This is a genomic window from Pseudomonas sp. AC083 (assembly GCF_979253165.1).
In genome coordinates this window covers 193,695-211,565 of record NZ_CEEDDH010000010.1, presented here as the reverse complement: position 1 = coordinate 211,565, position 17,871 = coordinate 193,695, and the positions used below count along the sequence as shown (strand labels likewise).

At 60.4% G+C, this 17,871-nt stretch carries 13 protein-coding genes; 6 read left to right on the top strand and 7 right to left on the bottom strand.

All coding sequences use genetic code 11. The features are described from left to right. The first annotated feature begins 97 nt into the window (after positions 1-97). The 4 genes from lon to cmoB all read left to right on the top strand — a co-directional run bounded on the left by lon (position 98) and on the right by cmoB (position 5,027). Positions 98-2,512: an endopeptidase La gene (gene lon / locus AC0IXA_RS16790; RefSeq protein WP_471813938.1), complete on the top strand. Its 2,415-nt coding sequence runs from the start codon at positions 98-100 to the stop codon at positions 2,510-2,512. A 216-nt stretch (positions 2,513-2,728) separates the two neighbouring features. Further along, positions 2,729-3,121 carry a protease inhibitor I42 family protein gene (locus AC0IXA_RS16785; RefSeq protein ID WP_024014192.1) on the top strand — a complete coding sequence of 131 codons (393 nt, stop codon included), beginning with the start codon at positions 2,729-2,731 and terminating at the stop codon, positions 3,119-3,121. A gap of 209 nt (positions 3,122-3,330) precedes the next feature. Beyond that, the gene (gene cmoA, locus AC0IXA_RS16780) at positions 3,331-4,074 is read left to right on the top strand and encodes a carboxy-S-adenosyl-L-methionine synthase CmoA (protein ID WP_122602380.1); all 744 of its coding nucleotides are present in this window, start codon (positions 3,331-3,333) and stop codon (positions 4,072-4,074) included. Further along, positions 4,071-5,027, top strand: coding sequence for a tRNA 5-methoxyuridine(34)/uridine 5-oxyacetic acid(34) synthase CmoB (gene cmoB / locus AC0IXA_RS16775; RefSeq protein WP_122507787.1), 957 nt, complete (start codon positions 4,071-4,073; stop codon positions 5,025-5,027). The genes cmoA and cmoB overlap by 4 nt, the downstream gene beginning before the upstream one ends. A gap of 131 nt (positions 5,028-5,158) precedes the next feature. Here cmoB and tadA read toward each other — a convergent pair whose 3' ends face one another. The 7 genes from tadA to treP form a co-directional block, all read right to left on the bottom strand. Next, positions 5,159-5,656, bottom strand: coding sequence for a tRNA adenosine(34) deaminase TadA (gene tadA, locus AC0IXA_RS16770; RefSeq protein ID WP_471813936.1), 498 nt, complete (start codon positions 5,654-5,656; stop codon positions 5,159-5,161). After that, a complete protein-coding gene (locus AC0IXA_RS16765; protein ID WP_471813934.1) occupies positions 5,656-7,032 on the bottom strand; it encodes a multicopper oxidase family protein in 1,377 nt (458 codons plus the stop codon). The genes tadA and AC0IXA_RS16765 overlap by 1 nt, the downstream gene beginning before the upstream one ends. Before the next feature lie 117 nt (positions 7,033-7,149). After that, positions 7,150-7,440 carry a PTS sugar transporter subunit IIB gene (locus AC0IXA_RS16760; RefSeq protein ID WP_471813932.1) on the bottom strand — a complete coding sequence of 97 codons (291 nt, stop codon included), beginning with the start codon at positions 7,438-7,440 and terminating at the stop codon, positions 7,150-7,152. A 2-nt stretch (positions 7,441-7,442) separates the two neighbouring features. Further along, positions 7,443-9,971, bottom strand: coding sequence for a phosphoenolpyruvate--protein phosphotransferase (gene ptsP / locus AC0IXA_RS16755; RefSeq protein WP_471813930.1), 2,529 nt, complete (start codon positions 9,969-9,971; stop codon positions 7,443-7,445). Positions 9,972-10,021: 50 nt separating this feature from the next. Beyond that, positions 10,022-11,245 (bottom strand): carbohydrate porin, encoded by a 1,224-nt coding sequence (locus AC0IXA_RS16750; protein ID WP_471813928.1) that lies wholly within the window; start codon positions 11,243-11,245, stop codon positions 10,022-10,024. Between the two features lie 107 nt (positions 11,246-11,352). Continuing rightward, on the bottom strand, positions 11,353-12,999 hold the full coding sequence (treC, locus tag AC0IXA_RS16745; RefSeq protein ID WP_471813926.1) for an alpha,alpha-phosphotrehalase: 1,647 nt from the start codon (positions 12,997-12,999) through the stop codon (positions 11,353-11,355). 117 nt (positions 13,000-13,116) lie between these two features. Beyond that, positions 13,117-14,559, bottom strand: coding sequence for a PTS system trehalose-specific EIIBC component (gene treP / locus AC0IXA_RS16740; protein ID WP_110647052.1), 1,443 nt, complete (start codon positions 14,557-14,559; stop codon positions 13,117-13,119). Positions 14,560-14,794: 235 nt separating this feature from the next. Between treP and treR the strand changes: the two genes are divergently transcribed. Both treR and AC0IXA_RS16730 read left to right on the top strand, forming a co-directional pair. Continuing rightward, positions 14,795-15,499: a trehalose operon repressor gene (treR, locus tag AC0IXA_RS16735; protein ID WP_110647051.1), complete on the top strand. Its 705-nt coding sequence runs from the start codon at positions 14,795-14,797 to the stop codon at positions 15,497-15,499. 83 nt (positions 15,500-15,582) lie between these two features. Beyond that, positions 15,583-17,793, top strand: a complete 2,211-nt coding sequence (locus tag AC0IXA_RS16730; protein ID WP_240996766.1) for a TerD family protein — start codon at positions 15,583-15,585, stop codon at positions 17,791-17,793. Positions 17,794-17,871 lie beyond the last annotated feature (78 nt).

The following is a 17,871-nucleotide window of genomic DNA, read 5'->3' as shown; positions in this document are numbered from 1 at the left end:
GAAGACGGCATACGCGATGAACATACGGGTCTCGTGGGCTCGGAGATGTGTATAAGAGACAGATCTAAGACCCCATACCCCATTGCGCAGGTGCCCCATGACCGACCAGCAAGATCGCCCGGACAACCACGACGATTACGAAACCGACCACATCGAACACACCTCCTCCGGCACCGGCCTGGCACTGCCCGGGCAAAACCTGCCGGACAAGGTCTACATCATCCCGATCCACAACCGTCCGTTCTTCCCGGCCCAGGTCCTGCCGGTCATCGTCAATGAAGAGCCGTGGGCCGAAACCCTCGAACTGGTCAGCAAATCCGAACACCACTCCCTGGCGCTGTTCTTCATGGACACGCCCCAAGAGGACCCGCGCCACTTCGACACAAGCGCCCTCCCCGAATACGGCACGCTGGTCAAGGTTCACCACGCCAGCCGCGAAAACGGCAAACTGCAATTCGTCGCCCAGGGCCTGAGCCGCGTGCGCATCAAGACCTGGCTCAAACACCATCGCCCGCCGTACCTGGTCGAAGTCGAATACCCGCACCAGCCGACCGAGCCGACCGACGAGGTCAAGGCCTACGGCATGGCGCTGATCAATGCGATCAAGGAGCTGCTGCCGCTCAACCCGCTGTACAGCGAAGAACTGAAGAATTACCTCAACCGCTTCAGCCCCAACGACCCATCGCCGCTGACCGACTTCGCCGCCGCGCTGACCTCCGCCACCGGCCCCGAGCTGCAAGAAGTGCTCGACTGCGTGCCGATGCTCAAGCGCATGGAGAAAGTCCTGCCGATGCTGCGCAAGGAAGTCGAAGTCGCGCGTCTGCAGAAAGAGATTTCCGCCGAAGTTAACCGCAAGATCGGCGAGCATCAGCGGGAGTTCTTCCTCAAGGAGCAACTCAAGGTCATTCAGCAGGAACTCGGCCTGACCAAGGACGACCGCAGCGCCGACCTCGAACAGTTCCAGCAACGCCTCGAAGGCAAAACCCTGCCGGCGCAGGTGCAGAAGCGCCTCGAGGAAGAAACCCACAAACTGTCGATCCTCGAAACCGGCTCGCCGGAATACGCCGTCACGCGTAATTATCTGGACTGGGCAACATCGGTGCCGTGGGGCGTGTACGGCGAGGACAAACTCGACCTCAAGCACGCACGCAAAATCCTCGACAAGCATCACGCCGGTCTGGACGACATCAAGGATCGCATCCTCGAATTCCTCGCTGTTGGTGCGTACAAAGGCGAGATCAGCGGCTCGATCGTGTTGCTGGTCGGCCCGCCGGGCGTGGGTAAAACCAGCGTTGGCAAATCCATCGCCGAATCCCTCGGCCGGCCGTTCTACCGCTTCAGCGTCGGCGGCATGCGCGATGAAGCCGAGATCAAGGGCCATCGCCGCACCTACATCGGCGCCCAGCCGGGCAAACTGGTGCAGGCGTTGAAAGACGTCGAGGTGATGAACCCGGTGATCATGCTCGACGAGATCGACAAAATGGGCCAGAGCTACCAGGGCGACCCGGCCTCGGCGCTGCTGGAAACCCTCGACCCTGAGCAGAACGTCGAATTCCTCGACCACTACCTCGACCTGCGCATGGATCTGTCGAAGGTGCTGTTCGTCTGCACCGCCAACACCCTCGACTCGATCCCCGGCCCGTTGCTGGACCGGATGGAAGTGATTCGCCTGTCCGGCTACATCACCGAAGAAAAAGTTGCCATTGCCAAGCGTCACCTGTGGCCGAAACTGCTGGAAAAGGCCGGCGTATCAAAAGGCAGCCTGAGCATCAGCGACACCGCGCTCAAAGCCTTGATCGACGGCTATGCCCGTGAAGCCGGCGTGCGGCAGCTGGAAAAGCAGATGGGCAAACTGGTGCGCAAAGCGGTGATGAAGCTGATCGACGATCCGAAAGCGGTGATCAAACTCGGCCCGAAAGACCTCGAAGCCTCGCTGGGCCATCCTGTATTCCGCAATGAGCAAGTGCTGTCCGGCACCGGCGTGATTACCGGCCTGGCCTGGACCAGCATGGGCGGCGCGACCTTGCCGATCGAGGCCACGCGAATTCATACACTCAACCGCGGCTTCAAGCTCACTGGGCAACTGGGCGATGTGATGAAGGAATCGGCAGAGATCGCCTACAGCTACGTCAGCTCGCACCTCAAACAGTTTGGCGGTGATGCGAAGTTCTTCGACGAAGCCTTCGTCCACCTGCACGTGCCCGAAGGCGCAACGCCGAAGGACGGCCCGAGCGCCGGCGTGACCATGGCCAGCGCCCTGCTCTCCCTCGCACGTAATCAGCCACCGAAAAAAGGCGTGGCGATGACCGGCGAACTGACCCTGACCGGGCATGTACTGCCGATCGGCGGCGTGCGCGAGAAAGTGATCGCAGCGCGGCGGCAGAAGATTTTCGAGCTGATTCTGCCGGAGCCGAACCGGGGTAATTTTGAGGAACTGCCGGATTACCTGAAGGAAGGGATTACCGTGCACTTTGCCAAGCGGTTTGCGGACGTGGCGAAGGTACTCTTCTGACAATGATGTAGTGCCTGATGTACCGCTATCGCTGGCAAGCCAGCTCCCACAATGTTCAATGTGCCCACAAATCTTGTGGTCAACCGAGAAACCTGTGGGAGCTGGCTTGCCAGCGATGGCTTCAGTGCTGCCAACACGGAACTCCCTGACCGTCACACTTTGTCTCATCTTCAGTTATGCTCGCCGCTCGTCGTAACTGCCGGAGCTGCTGACCTTATGTCCCCCACTCGCCTGTTTCTCCCCCTCGCCCTTTCCTTGCTGGCGGCCTGCGCCACGCAACCGAAACACAACGTGACCGTGGAAAAACAAAGCGAATGCCCCGTGCGGCTCAACGTCGGGCAAAACCTGATCATCAGCCTGCCAAGCAACCCGACCACCGGCTACCGCTGGGCGATTCAGGATTCGGCTGGCGGCGTGTTGCGCGCGCTCAGCCCGGAGGTTTACAGCAATCCGGAAGATGCCGGCGTGGTGGGCGCAGCGGGGGTTTCGACCTGGCGCTTCCAGGCCTTCGCGGCCGGCACCGGGCGCTTGCGCCTGACCTCGCAACAACCGTGGGCTCCGGAAGTGCTGCCGGTGGAAACCTTTGATTGCGCCATTTCGGTGAACTGACGGCGGGAAACCGCGCTGGCCTCTTCGCGAGCAGGCTCGCTCCCACAGGACACCACGATACCCCTGTGGGAGCGAGCCTGCTCGCGAAAGCCATATCCCTGACGGCGAGAAATTACACCCCTCTCGGTGCTTTATCAGACAACCCAAGCATCCCCGCGCCACTTTGGCTAAAATGCCGGCCTTTTCCACCGACACCGCCGGACGCCGCCGTGAGCAAAGAACCCGATCGCCTATTCGCCCAGCCTTTGGCCCAGGTGCCTGACTTCGCCTTCAATGAAGACGTGGTGCGGGTGTTCCCGGACATGATCAAGCGCTCGGTGCCGGGTTACCCGACCATCGTCGAAAACCTCGGCGTGCTCGCGGCGCAGTTCGCCCAGCCGAACAGCGTGCTCTACGACCTCGGTTCGTCGCTCGGCGCAGTCACGCAAGCCCTGCGCCGTCATGTGCGCACCGACGGTTGCCGGGTTATTGCTGTGGATAACTCGGCGGCGATGGTCGAGCGTTGCCGCGAGTACCTCAACGGTCAGGATTCGATGTTTCAGGAATTGCTGCCAGTCGAGGTGATCGAGGGCGATATCCTCGCGCTGGAGTTTCAACCGGCCTCGGTGGTGGCGCTGAACTTCACCCTGCAATTCATTGCCCCGGACCAGCGCACCGGGTTGCTCTCGCGCATTCGCCAATCGTTGCTGCCCGGTGGCGCGTTGATTCTCTCCGAGAAGCTGCGCTTCAACAATGCCGAAGAGCATGCGCTGCTCACCGATCTGCACGTGGCGTTCAAACGCGCCAACGGCTATAGCGAACTGGAAATCGCCCAGAAGCGCAGCGCCATCGAAAACGTCATGAAGCCCGACAGCCTCGAAGAACACCGCGAACGCCTGCTGGCCGCCGGGTTCTCGAAAGTCGTGCCGTGGTTCCAGTGTCTTAACTTTGCCTCGTTGATTGCCTTGCCATGATTGATCTGTCCCCCCTCGCCCGCCGTCTGGCCGGTACCCCGCTGGCCGAATGGGCCAACACGCTGCAAGCGCAACTCGACAAGAAAATGGACAAAGGCCATGGCGATCTGGAACGCTGGCAAAGTGCGCTGGACGCCTTGCCGAAGATCCAGCCAAGCGAAATCGACCTGCTCAACGGCCTGAAACTCGACACCGATTGCGACGACGACACTCGCGCACAGATGCGCACCGCGCTGATGGGCTTGTCGCCGTGGCGCAAGGGGCCGTTCGATCTTTTCGGTGTGCATGTCGACACCGAATGGCGCTCGGACTGGAAGTGGTCGCGCGTCTCACCACACCTGGACCTGAAGGGCAAACGCATTCTCGATGTCGGCTGCGGCAACGGCTACTACATGTGGCGCATGCTCGGCGCCGGTGCCGACAGCGTGATCGGTGTCGACCCGAACTGGCTGTTCTTCTGCCAGTTCCAGGCGGTGCAGCGTTACCTGTCCGAGCCGAATGCCTGGCACCTGCCGTTCCCGTTCGAAGACCTGCCGCCGAATCTGGAAGGCTTCGACACGGTGTTTTCCATGGGCGTGTTCTACCACCGTCGCTCGCCGATCGAGCATTTGCTGGCGCTGAAGGACTGCCTGGTCAAGGGCGGCGAACTGGTGCTGGAAACCCTGGTGGTCGAAGGCGACAAGCACCAAGTGCTGGTGCCGGAAGATCGCTACGCGCAGATGCGCAACGTGTGGTTTTTGCCGTCGGTGCCGGCGCTGGAATTGTGGCTGCGCAGAGCCGGATTCAGCGATATTCGTTGTGTGGATGTCAGTACCACGACGGTGGAAGAACAACGCGGGACGGAGTGGATGAAGTATCAGTCGCTGAGTGATTTTCTGGATCCTGAGGATCACAGCAAAACCATTGAAGGGCTGCCGGCGCCGATGCGGGCAGTTATCGTCGCGAAGAAATAACTCAATCTCCCCAACAACGGAGATCCACCTGTGGGAGCGAGCCTGCTCGCGAAAGCGGTGTGTCAGTCACCATTCATTTTGAATGTACCGACGCTTTCGCGAGCAGGCTCGCTCCCACATTTAACCTGTGTTTATTCAGCAGGTTTGGTGCGTCTGGCGCGGAAAAACTCGGTCAGCACCGCACCACATTCTTCAGCCAGCACCCCGCCCTCATACAACACCCGGTGATTCAAAAAGCCCTGGGTAAAAAACTGTCCCTGACTCTGCACAATACCGGCCTTGGGTTCCAGCGCGCCATACACCACCCGCGCCACCCGCGAATGCACGATCAGCCCGGCGCACATGCTGCACGGTTCCAGCGTCACATACAGCGTACTACCCGGCAGGCGATAGTTATCCACTGCCTGCGCGGCGGCGCGGATCGCGACCATTTCGGCGTGGGCACTCGGGTCGCTGGTGCTGATCGGGCAATTGAAGCCGCGACCGATGACCACGCCATCGTGCACCAGCACCGCGCCCACCGGCACCTCACCGAGGGCGGCGCCCTGTGCGGCGAGGGTCAGGGCTTCGCGCATGAAGTCGCGGTCGCGGCTGCGGTCGATGATCGCCGCCGGGCGGATCTGGCGCATCACTTCACCTCGATCGCGGCCATCAGGCCGGTTTCCATGTGGTCGATGACATGGCAGTGAAACATCCACACCCCCGGGTTATCCGCCACCAGCGCCACTTGCGCACGCTCGTTCTTGCCCAGCAGATAAGTGTCGGTGAAGTACGGCACGACTTTGTGCCGGTTCGACGCGATCACCTTGAAGCTCATGCCGTGCAGGTGAATCGGGTGCTGGTACTGGGTCATGTTCTTCAATTCGAAAATATAGCTCTGACCCAGTTTCAGGCTGGCAATCGGTCGGTCAGCACAGGTCTTGTCGGTGATGTCCCAGGCCTTGCCGTTGATCTGCCACAGGCTCGGCGGTTTGCCGTTTTCGGTGTTCACCGAGACCGAGCCGACCCATTCGAAATTGAAGTTGAGTTTCTCCGCATTGGCCAGATCCGGCTCGGCCACCGGGTTGGCCGGCAGGGCTTTCGGCCAGTCCGTCGGCGCGTCGGTGTTGGCGACTGAACGTAGCGTGCCCAGACGCACCGGGCCGTTACGCAGCGACAACTCTTCACCCGCCGCCGGGGCCTTGATCGCCAGGCAAATGCGCATGCCAGGGCCGAGCCAGTATTCCTTGCCTAATGGTCGTGGCTCGACAGGGTTGCCATCCAGCGCGTAGATCTTCGCTTCGACCCCAGGAATATTGATGCGATAGGTCAGGGTGTTGTCGAGGTTGAGCAAACGCACCCGGGTGATCTGCCCGGCCGGCAGATCAATCACCGGCAGCGGCACACCATTGATCGTCGACAAGCGCCCAGCGGTACCGCCACGGGCCGCTTCGCGGGGGATGCTGAATTCGACGAACTGGCCTTGCTCGTCGATGTGCCAGTTCTTCAGGCTCAGGGTTTTCTCGTACTTGAAGCCGGTCGGCTCGCGTTCTTCGATGATCAGCGGCCCGACCAGCCCGCGCCCCAGTTCCTCGCTGCTGCTGACATGCGGGTGATACCAATAGCTGCCGGCGTCCGGCACGCGGAATTTGTAGTTGAAGTATTCGCCTGGTAATACCGGCAGTTGCGACACATAAGGCACGCCGTCCATTTCCAGCGGCAGGCGGATGCCGTGCCAGTGGATGGTGGTCGCCACCGGCAGGTGATTGATGAAACGCACCCGCAGCCATTCACCCTGGCGTACACGCAACTCGGTGCCCGGTGCCGACGGACCGAACGCCCAGGCCTCGGTCTTGTGCCCCGGCACCAGCTCGACGTCGAGCGGCGCGGCGATCAGTTCATAATCGTGGCCGGCCTCGGCGTCGGCCATCTTGCCCAGCCAGTAACGCGACGCGCCTCCCGCGCCCACGCCAACGACAACAAGACCGGCCAGGCCACCGAGGATTTGGCGACGGGTAAAGGACATGAACTCAACTACCTCACGTATCAGCGACAGACCCCGAGGGATCCGCAAAAGGCGAATACGATACACCCGCAGTTGAGAAACAGTAAGGGCGACCTGCGGCCGCACGTCTTGTCGGCCTTATGCGCGCAGCCCGGTAATCAGGTGCAGCACGCCGCCCTCAAGGCACATGACGCCCGCCACGCCGGCCACACTCAGGGCCTGACGGTCGACACGGGCCTCGTCATGCAACGTCACGCGCACACGGGTCAGCGCCAGCGGTTGCTGCGACTTGAGGTTATCCAGACCACCCAGCGCGGCGACGATCTCGGCGTTCAAGCCGGCAACCGGTTCGGCAGTGACTTTCACCTCATCCGGGATCAGATCCGGCGTCAGTGCTTTCCAGAATGCCTGCTGCAATTTGTCGAACATGTTCAATTCTCCATAACCGGCGAGGCAGCGATGTTCGCCTCATGAAAGCGCTGCAAGGCTTCACGGACATCAGTGGCGCTTTCCAGATTCGAAACCTGTTCCGCGATGATTCGACAGTCGGCCAGATCCACTTCGCGGACCGCCGACTTGATCGCCGGAATCAACGGCACGCTCACCGACAATTCATCCACACCCAGCCCCAGCAGCAACGGCACCGCAAGGCGTTCAGACGCCATGGCGCCGCAGACGCCGACCCATTTGCCGTGCGCATGGGCCGCCTTCACCGTCATGGCAATCAGGCGCAGCACCGAAGGGTGAAAGCTGTCCGCCTGACTGGCCAGACGCGGATGATCACGATCCATGGCCAGGGTGTATTGGGTGAGATCGTTGGTGCCGATGGAGAAAAACTCCACGTGCGGCGCCAGCACATCGGCCATCAGCGCAACGGCAGGCACTTCGATCATGATTCCCAGCTTTGGCAGATGCGCCAGGCCCAGCACCCGCGCTTCTTGCTCAAGAATCTGCCGCGCCAGACGCAGTTCGGCCAAATTCGTGACCATCGGCAACATGATGTGCAGACGCGTCAGTTCACAGCAGGCGAGGATTGCGCGGAACTGCTCGCGCAACAGTTGCGGTCGTTCAAGACACAGTCGAATGCCACGCAAACCGAGGAATGGATTGGTTTCGCTGTCCATCGGTACATAGGCCAGCGGTTTGTCGCCACCGACATCGAGGGTGCGTACCACCAGATTGTGTGCCGGCCCGATGGTGCGCGCGATGGCGCTATAAGTGGCCACCTGTTCGTCATGGCTCGGCGCTTGCTGGCGGCCGAGGTAGAGAAACTCCGAACGCAGCAGCCCGACGCCACTTGCGCCCAGCTCCATGGCCTGGGCGGTTTCGCCCTGCGAGGCAACGTTGGCGGTGACTTCGATGTGCTGACCGTCACGGGTACAGGCCGCCTCGCTGGCCTGCGCCAGTTCCTGCTGATGACGCTGGCGCTGGCGCTCATGCCGCGTGCGCAATTGATCAATGGACTCGGCGTCCGGGTGCAACTGCAATTCGCCTTTATCGGCATCGAGCAGGACCCGCGTGCCGTTTTTGATCGCAAGCATTTGCAGCGGCATGCCGCAGATCGCCGGCAACCCGCAGGCCCGCGCGAGGATCGCGACATGGCTGGTGGCGCCGCCGCCAACCGTGGCGAACCCCAGCACCTTGCGCGTATCGAGCCCGGCGGTCTGGGAAGGGGTCAGCTGATCGGCGATCAGAATGGTGTCGTCCGGCAACTCCAGCGTCTGCTCGTGAACACCGAGGATCAGCTTGAGCACGCGCTGGCCGACATCATCCAGATCCGCCGCGCGCTCAGCCAGCAAGGCATTGCCCAGCGAGCGAAACATCGCCGCCGTCGCATCGGTGCTGGTCTTCCAGGCAAACGCTGCGCTTTTGCCCGCGTCAATCAGCGCCCTGGCCTGATCCAGCAGGCTCGGGTCGGCCAGCAGTTCCTGATGCGCCTTGAAGATCTCCGTCTGCGCCTGGCCGCTGGCGGTGTCACGCAAATGTTGCAGAGCCATGTCGGCTTCGATCAGGGCCTGGCTCAACGCCTCAAGCTCGATCGGCGGCTCGGCGCCGAACTCGTTGACCAGAAGCGATGCTTCGACGATCTGCATGACTTGTCCCAACGCCGAACCGGGCGAGGCGCAGACACCGCGCAGGATGTCCGGCATTTCTGCTGCATCGGCTTCGACCGGTGCGGGCGTTGTCACCGCTTCGCCGCAGCCTTCGCTCAGCAAGCGTGTCAGCGCATCGACGGCGGCTACGGCATCTTCGCCTTCGGCGCTGACCTGCACACTGTCGCCATGAGCCGTTTGCAACGCCATGATCGCCACCAGGGATTTGCCGTTGGCTTGCGTTTGCAGCTTGTGCAGATGGATGGTCGCTGAAAATGCCTTGGCCGCTTGAGCAAATACTGCCGCCGGCCGCGCGTGCAGGCCATTGGGATTGGGCAAGTTGATCGGCTGCGAGAACACCGCGTCCCCCGGCAGCGGCGCTGGATGTTCGCCGACGGCTGCGCCGACCACGACGTCCAGCACTGGCTGGCCCACCTCGACCAACCCGGTTGAGCCAACGAGTGAATCGAACGGCTCGCCGCTGACTACCAGCATCAAGGTCAACAAACTGCGCGCGTGCAGGGCAATATAGTCAGCGTCGAAGTCGATCAGCGCCTGCCCCGCTTCGACCCGCTGCCCCGCTTCAACGCGACGGGTGAATCCTTCGCCGGCGAGATTCACCGTGTCCAGGCCGATATGCATCAACACCTGAACACCCGCGTCACTGGTGATGGTGAGCGCGTGCCCGCTGGCCTGCACATCGCTGACCACACCGGCCATCGGTGCGCAGAGCGTTGACGAAGTCGGGTCGATGCACAAACCGTCGCCGATGATCCGCCCGGAAAACACCGGGTCGGGCACCTCGTCCAGCGCCATCAGCACGCCGGATAAAGGAGCCAGCAGCTGCAATTGTTGGGGTGTGGCCATGACATCACCTGAGCTTGTATTGATTGAATGAGCGGTCGCAGCCGCTTTGCTTATTTCCACCAGTATTCAACCTGCAAGCCGACATTGGCGCCGTGTCGCGCGTTGCCGAAGGCGCCCGTGTCGGAGAGTGCCGAGCCTTTGGCCAACAGGTTGGCGGCACGCTTGGCTGCCTGGTTCCAGCTGGCATAGGTGTAATACAGACGCACCTCGGGCCGCGCCCAGAATTCCGGGCCGTTCGGTGACCAGGTCGGCGCGAAGGTAAACTTGCTCAGCTTGCGCGTGCCGTCCGCCGCCTCGACCTGATCGTGACCCAGTTCGGTCACCAGTTTGAACTGCTCGCTCAGCGCATAGGCCGGGCGCACGCCGAGTGACAGCCAGTTCTGGTCAGCGCCGCCCTGACGAATATCTTTCTGATACACCGCCTGGAATTGTCCGCCAAAACGCGGCGTCAGTTGCCAGTCGAAGAATTCGACGATGCGATAGCTCTTGTTGCGGTCATCGAGCCTGACGTTACCGGTATAGCCCAATCCGGTGCCCGGCCCTTCGCCGTATTGCAGCGCCAGTTTGTTCTTGCCACCGAAAAAGTCCTGCTGCACGTGCTGGGTGGTGATCGCCCAGCCACGGTGGGCATCGCGACTGTCGGGCTTGTCGATGTAACTCAGGCCGAACTCCAGTTCACCGCCCGGGTTACTGTTGAAACCGCCGACATTGAAGTCATGGCGGTTGATGTAATCCTTTTGGTAAAGATTGTCCTTGCGCGAAAAGGCGTAGCTGTATTTCAGGCCACCGAGCAACACGTCTTCAATGCCTGCACCGGTGGCGCTCTGGTTCCAGTAATAGAAATCGGAAATATGGATGTCGTTACGTTTGTAGTAACGCCGCCCTGCCCACAGCGAGCCGCCGTTGAGCGCGGGCATCGCCGACCATTGCGCATACGCCTGCGGCAAACGAATCGAGCCGTTGTCTTCCTTGAACGTCAGGCTGCGGTCGTAGCGGTTATACAGCGAGGCCATGCCGTCGACGCTCAACACCGAGCCGTCGTCGAGGGTGTACAGATCCTGGCGCAGCTCGAGCTCACCGTACTGCTCGCACTCGTTACCGAGGCGATATTTGGTCTGCGCGCCGGGCAACTGGAAACACGACTGGCTGCTGCTGTTGACCGATGTACCGACCCCGCTGCGCAAATAGCCGCCGAACTCCAGCGCATGTGATGACGTGGGCATTGCCAGACAAATCCCCGCGATTGCCAGACTGTAATTTATGGTTGCTCTCATATATGCCACCCGTTGTTTTTATTGTGTGGTTGCAGGAATTCAGCGCGCACAGATTCCCCGCGCAGCGTTCTGCGTGTTTTTTCAAAGGCTGTTATTCAGTTAAAAAATCAGGGATCGGTCAGGTGCAGCACGAAGGATTCGTAAGGTCGCAAGTGCATCAACCGTGTGCGTTGCGGGCAGTCCGGGTAGTTGCTGATCAACAGACGCTGCTCCTGGGCTTCGTCGATAAGGGCCGGTAGCTCGACCTCACAGGCAGTGCCATAGAAGTTGTTCACCACTAACAAGCGTTCTCCCGTCCCCTCGCGCAGGTACGCCCAGACCTGTGGATGCTCGGGCAACAACTGGCGATAGATGCCATCGGAGATCAACGCTTCAGTGCGGCGTAAAGCGATCAGGCGCCGATAGTGATGCAGCACCGATTCCGGGTCGTGCAGTTGATGCGCGACATTGATCTGTGCGGCATTGGCCGATACACCAATCCATGGTTCGCTGCGAGTGAAGCCGGCGTTGTGCCCGGCGTGCCAGTGCATCGGCGTGCGCCCGTTGTCGCGGGACTTCTGCATGATCGCCGCCATGTTGTCGAGGTCGCTGGTGCCGGCTTCACGCTTGAGGCGAAAGATATTCAGGGTTTCGACGTCACGGTATTGCTCGATGCTCTCGAACCCCGGATTGGTCATTCCCAATTCTTCGCCCTGATAAACGAAGGGTGTGCCCTGCAGAAAGTGCAGCGCAGTGCCGAGCATCTTCGCCGACAGCTCGCGGTATTCGCCGTCGTTGCCGAAGCGCGAGACCACGCGCGGCTGATCGTGATTACACCAGAACAGCGCATTCCAGCCACCGCCCGCCTGCATGCCGGTCTGCCAGTCGGACAGGATCTGCTTGAGCTGGAGGAAGTCGAAATCGGCGCGGACCCACTTCTGCAGGTTCGGGTAATCGACCTTCAAGTGATGAAAGTTGAAGGTCATCGAAAGCTCTTTCGACTGCGGATTGGAGTAACGAATGCAATGTTCGAGGCGGGTCGAAGACATCTCGCCGACGTTGATCAGCTCATGCCCTTCGAAGACCTCACGGTGCATTTCCTGCAAGTACGTATGCACGTTCGGCCCATCGGTGTAGAAGCGCCGACCATCGCTGTCGTCCTCGGGGAAGTCCGCCGGTTTCGAGATCAAATTGATCACGTCCAGACGAAAGCCACCGACACCCTTGTCGCGCCAGAAACGCATCATCTTGAACACTTCGTCGCGGACCTTGGGGTTGTCCCAATTGAGATCCGCCTGGGTGTGGTCGAACAGGTGCAGATAATATTGGCCGGTCTGCGCTTCGTATTCCCAGGCCGAACCGCCGAACTTGGATTCCCAGTTGTTCGGCTGGTCGCGCCAGATATAGAAGTCGCGGTAAGGGTTGTCGAGGCTGCTGCGCGCCTGCTGGAACCAGACGTGCTCGATCGAGGTGTGGTTGACCACGATGTCGAGCATCAGCTTGATCCCGCGTTTGCCCGCTTCGGCGATCAGCAGTTCACAGTCGGCCATGCTGCCGTAGCTCGGATCAACCGCGTAGTAGTCGCTGATGTCGTAGCCGTTATCGCGTTGCGGCGAGCGCAGGAACGGCGTGATCCACAGGTAATCGACTCCCAGCCATTGCAGATAATCGAGCTTGGCGACGATGCCGAGCAGATCGCCAGTGGCGTTGCCCGCATGGCTGTGGAAGCTCTTCGGGTAGATCTGGTAGATCACCGAACGTTGCCAGTCTTGCATGGCGGATTTCCCTCTTGAATTTTGGAGCCGTGCAGGAGCTGCCGACGGCGGCGATTTTTTGATTTTGAAAGGCAAGATCAAAAGATCGCAGCCTCCGGCAGCTCCTACAGTTTGATTTCAGGCAACCCGGTAACCCGGACGGACGATCTTCATGCTCAGCACGCAGGTCAGGGCAAACGGCACGAGCATGGCGATCAGCATCCCGATGACGAACATCGGGATGAATTGCGGAACGATCGAGATGAAACCGGGCAAGCCACCGACGCCGATGGCCGAGGCCTGGATCTTGTTCAGCGAGAGGAACATGCAGCCCAGCGCCGAACCGGCCAGCGCGGCGTAAAACGGGAATTTGTAGCGTAGGTTGACGCCGAACATCGCCGGCTCGGTGATGCCGAAATACGCAGAAATCGCCGAGGTCGAGGCCATGCTCTTGTCCCGCGCATTGCGCGTCATCCAGAACACCGCCAGGGCCGCACTGCCCTGCGCCAGATTGGACATGACAATCATCGGCCAGATGAAGGTGCCGCCCTGGCTCGAAATCAATTGCAGGTCCACGGCGAGGAACATGTGGTGCATGCCGGTGATCACCAGCGGCGCATACAACAGGCCGAAAATCAGACCGCCCACCAGCGGCGCCAGATCGAACAGCATCACCAGCCCTTCGGTGATGTAGATGCCGATATGCCGGGTCACCGGGCCGATGATCGCCAACGCCAGCACGCCGGTGACAACGATGGTGGTGATCGGTACCACCAGCAACTGCACCGCGTTGGGCACGCGTGCGCGCAGCCATTTTTCGATCACGCTCATTACGTACGCCGCCAGCAGGATCGGCAGGATCTGCCCCTGGTAACCGACCTTTTCCACCTGGAACAGGCCGAGGATGTCGAAGTACGGCAGTTGCTGCCCGTCCAGCCCGGCCACCGCCTTGCCGTAATTCCAGGCGTTGAGCAGGTCCGGGTGCACCAGCATCAGACCGAGGACGATGCCGAGGATTTCGCTGCCGCCGAAACGCTTGGCTGCCGACCAGCCGACCAGCGCCGGAAGGAACACGAACGAGGTGTTGGCCATCAGATTGATCAGGCTCCACAACCCGTCGAGGTTGGGATAGGCATCAAGCAGGGTCTGGCCGTCGATGAACATGCCCTTGGCGCCGAGCAGGTTGTTGATGCCCATCAACAGGCCGGCAATGATCAGCGCCGGCAGGATCGGCATGAACACATCGGAAAACACCCGCACCAGCCGCTGCATGGCGTTGATCTTCTCGGCGCTTTTCTGTTTAACGTCGGCGATGGTCGATGCCGCAAGGCCAGTCTGCTGGCGCAGTTCGGCATAAACCTTTTCAACATCACCCGGGCCGATGACCACTTGATACAACCCGCCGGTGAAGAACGAACCCTTGACCAGATCGACGCCATTGAGCGCGGCCACATTCACCAGCGCGGGGTTCTTCAGCGCCAGGCGCAAACGCGTCACGCAATGCGCCGCCTGCTCGATGTTGTCACGGCCACCAAGGCTTTCCAGCAGCTCCTTGGCGATGTTCGGATAGTCATGGCTCATGCTTGTTCTTCCGTCGTGGATTGTTGTTATTGGCAGCACGCCGAAACGAAAAATACTCGTCTGTACGAGTTAATGCAACAACTCGTCTGTACGAGTTTGCATCCGTGGATGAACGTCAGAAAAACGCGGATTCTTCCTACTCTGACCTAAGATGTTTTCCTTCGTCCGCATGGACAAACCCCTACCCTGCCCTTAAGGTTCGGGCTTTTGAGCACCGTCGGCACAGAGTCCAGCCATGAGCAAATACAACCAGATCTACAGCGATTTGCTTGCCAGCATCACCACCCAGCGCCTGGAGCGTGGCGCCCGGCTGCCTTCCGAAACCGAACTGATGGACACCTATCAGGCCAGCCGTGGCACGGTGCGCAAGGCCATCGACCAGTTGCAGGAGCGCGGTTTCGCTCAGAAGATTCACGGCAAAGGCGCGTTCGTGCTGTCGACCAACCCGATCGAATTCCAGCTCGGCGGCATCGTCAGCTTCCAGGAGACCCACCCGCGACTGGGCAACGACGTCAGCACCGAAGTGGTCGAGATGTGTCAGGTGCCGCTTGAAGGTGCATTGCTTGAACATATCAATGCCGAACCCGGCAGCCCGATCACCCGCATCAAGCGGGTACGGCGCATCGACGGCAAACGCGTCATCCTCGACATCAACCACTTCGTCAGCGACGTCATCCCCGATCTGTCAGCAGACATCGCCGAACATTCGATCTACGCCCACATCGAACAGACCCTGCAACTGCAGATCGCCTACGCCCAGCGCACCATCGAAGCCGTGCCGTGCAGCAAGGACGACCAACAACACCTGGACCTCGACGGCCAGAGCCATGTCATCGTGGTCAGCAACCAGACCTTCCTGCAGGACGGCCGCCAGTTCGAATACACCGAATCGCGGCATACGCTGGACAAGTTCTATTTTTCGGATGTGGCGCGGCGCTGACGTTCGCCAACAGGCGAGCCCATTTCAAAATATGTGATTCGCTGACAAGCCGCGATGACCTCCGGTAGTATGCCGCCGTGGCTATGGAACACCTTCCTTCTATCCTCCATGAACTAGGGGTTCCGCTCTCCACACCGCGCCTGCTTATTGCAGGCGTTTTCGTATCGATTGCACAGGTGAGCTTCAGCTCACTGGAAACGGCGACCAAGGAAGAAATCATGATGAATCAGGAGCTGTTCCTGCGGCGCCGTACAAAACTGCACGTTCCCGCGGGCTCTGGCGGAGCCACACGCGCGCAGGTCGCATCAGCTGTCAAAGAAGTTACAGCGTTTCGATGCGTTCTCTCCGAGCCGCTGATCGAGCGAATCGGCATGCTCTCTGCGGTCGAACTCAAGAACTGGCTGCGTGAAGTCATTCGAGTCCTGCGGCGGCGCAGCGGTGCTCATGTACATCACCGACCGTTTTATCCTGACTTCCCCAATCAAGTCCTCGAAGCGACAGAGGCGGAGTTGTATCTCAACGCCGTCATTCACTACCACACACTTCGGCGCCTGCCACCCAGCGAACAGGTTCGGCCAGCCATGCTTGAAGGCAACTTCATCCATTGGGTCATCGAACCGGGAAGTGTCAGCGAGTTCGAGGCATTGCTCGAGCCGCTGGTCTCATCACGCACCTCGCTGTCCGAAGAGGAAGCTGCGGATGTCGGCTGGTTTATCCGAACGTACAAAAACGATGTGTTCCGTCTACTGCCCGAGACCATCCCGTTTCGCGAGATTCGCGCGCTGGTTGGCGGCGCACTGATCCTGCATATCGACGACGATGCGCAGGTTGAGGCCTTCCTTGAGCAAAATGTCGAAACGGCAACGGACGTGCTGCGCGTGGCGATCGCACTGCATGGTGGAGACGTGTCGCTGGCAACAGCGCAGACGCGCTTTGGCAAAATGAAACGCTCGATGCGGCGCAAGCTGTTGCGCCTGCTCGACCGCACGCCCAACGCTACGGAAGATGTGATGCGCCAGGCCGAACGCTGGAAACGACTGGCCGAAGTCCTGCATCCAGGCGATTACGCTGAGAAGTATCCGCGAGCATTCGCGGCCATCACCGCAGCGCGACGCAACGATCCGCCGCCCTCGTTCGGGTCGCGTGTCGAAACCATGCTTGCCCAACGCCAGATCGCCGCGCTTACGCCGGTGCTGCAGGATCGTCCCGGAGAATTCGCGCGCCGTCTGGACGTGATGTTACGGCGTGCCACAGAACCGGACGCGGTGCTCGACGCCTTTGCGGCTGTTGCGGCGCAAGTGTCCTCACCTGTGTTGCTGCAATTGCTGGCCCAGGTAAATGCCCCGCGTCCCCTGCCCTTGAGGGCGTTCACACCAAAAGGAGCGCTGGCGAAAGTCTTCGGCACTGCTGATCGTCGAGAGTCGATCGCACCGCAGGTATTGGCACGTGCCGCACAGATTTGCGAGAACGCCCTGATCGCGCGTTTCACGTTGCTGCCACCACTAGGGCGTTGTTTCATCGATCCGGCGTTGCGCGAATACCGGGTGCCACTGGCACAGCGCGCCGCAGCGAAGTCGCTGCGCACGCTGGTGCGCGGCAGTCGACTGCCGATGCCCGACACGCGATTCATTCGCCTGTTCCTGTGGTGGAAGAATGGTCGTGACCGTACGGACATCGACTTGTCGGCCGCCTTCTTCGACACCGACTTCGTCTTCAAGGAAGCGATCGCCTATTACAACCTCAAAGGTTATGGCGGTTACCACAGCGGCGACATCGTCGACGCGCCCAACGGCGCCTCCGAATTCATCGACCTCGACCTTGATGTTCTCGTCAAAAAGGGCGTCCGCTATGTCGTCACGTCCCTCAATTCGTTTACCTGGCAGCCATATTGTGATCTTCCGGAATGCTTCGCAGGCTGGATGGCCCGCGCCGACACGGCATCTGGCGAAGTGTTCGAGCCGCGCACCGTAGTCGACCGCATCGATATCGCCTCCGACACCGGTATCTGTCTACCTTTCGTGATGGACTTACAGGAAGGTCGCATGATCTGGGCCGATCTGGGGCTGACTTCATCGCCCCGCTGGAACAACGTTGACAACAACCTCAGCGGAGTTTCGTTGATGCTGCGCGCCCTGGTGCATACACCAAGGCCGGACCTGCACACGCTTTTCGATTTACATGTGCGGGCACGAGGCGAACGAGTGGCCTCTGCTGAGCAGGCGCAGAGGGTGTTCGCACCTGAACAAGGGCTGACTCCGTTCGATACGGATCTGATTCGGTCTGAATATCTTTGATATCTGCGAAGGCATTGGCTCACTTTCAAAAGGACAACACGCAATAGCCGAGTAACACCCTCCCCTTGAGCACATCGG

Bases quoted from the DNA above. Each gene is read 5' to 3' on its own strand.
- lon (WP_471813938.1), top strand. From the start codon at position 98: ATGACCGACCAGCAAGATCGCCCGGACAACCACGACGATTACGAAACC.
- AC0IXA_RS16785 (WP_024014192.1), top strand. From the start codon at position 2,729: ATGTCCCCCACTCGCCTGTTTCTCCCCCTCGCCCTTTCCTTGCTGGCG.
- cmoB (WP_122507787.1), top strand. From the start codon at position 4,071: ATGATTGATCTGTCCCCCCTCGCCCGCCGTCTGGCCGGTACCCCGCTG.
- tadA (WP_471813936.1), bottom strand. From the start codon at position 5,656: ATGCGCCAGATCCGCCCGGCGGCGATCATCGACCGCAGCCGCGACCGC.
- AC0IXA_RS16765 (WP_471813934.1), bottom strand. From the start codon at position 7,032: ATGTCCTTTACCCGTCGCCAAATCCTCGGTGGCCTGGCCGGTCTTGTT.
- AC0IXA_RS16760 (WP_471813932.1), bottom strand. From the start codon at position 7,440: ATGTTCGACAAATTGCAGCAGGCATTCTGGAAAGCACTGACGCCGGAT.
- ptsP (WP_471813930.1), bottom strand. From the start codon at position 9,971: ATGGCCACACCCCAACAATTGCAGCTGCTGGCTCCTTTATCCGGCGTG.
- AC0IXA_RS16750 (WP_471813928.1), bottom strand. From the start codon at position 11,245: ATGAGAGCAACCATAAATTACAGTCTGGCAATCGCGGGGATTTGTCTG.
- treC (WP_471813926.1), bottom strand. From the start codon at position 12,999: ATGCAAGACTGGCAACGTTCGGTGATCTACCAGATCTACCCGAAGAGC.
- treP (WP_110647052.1), bottom strand. From the start codon at position 14,559: ATGAGCCATGACTATCCGAACATCGCCAAGGAGCTGCTGGAAAGCCTT.
- treR (WP_110647051.1), top strand. From the start codon at position 14,795: ATGAGCAAATACAACCAGATCTACAGCGATTTGCTTGCCAGCATCACC.
- AC0IXA_RS16730 (WP_240996766.1), top strand. From the start codon at position 15,583: ATGGAACACCTTCCTTCTATCCTCCATGAACTAGGGGTTCCGCTCTCC.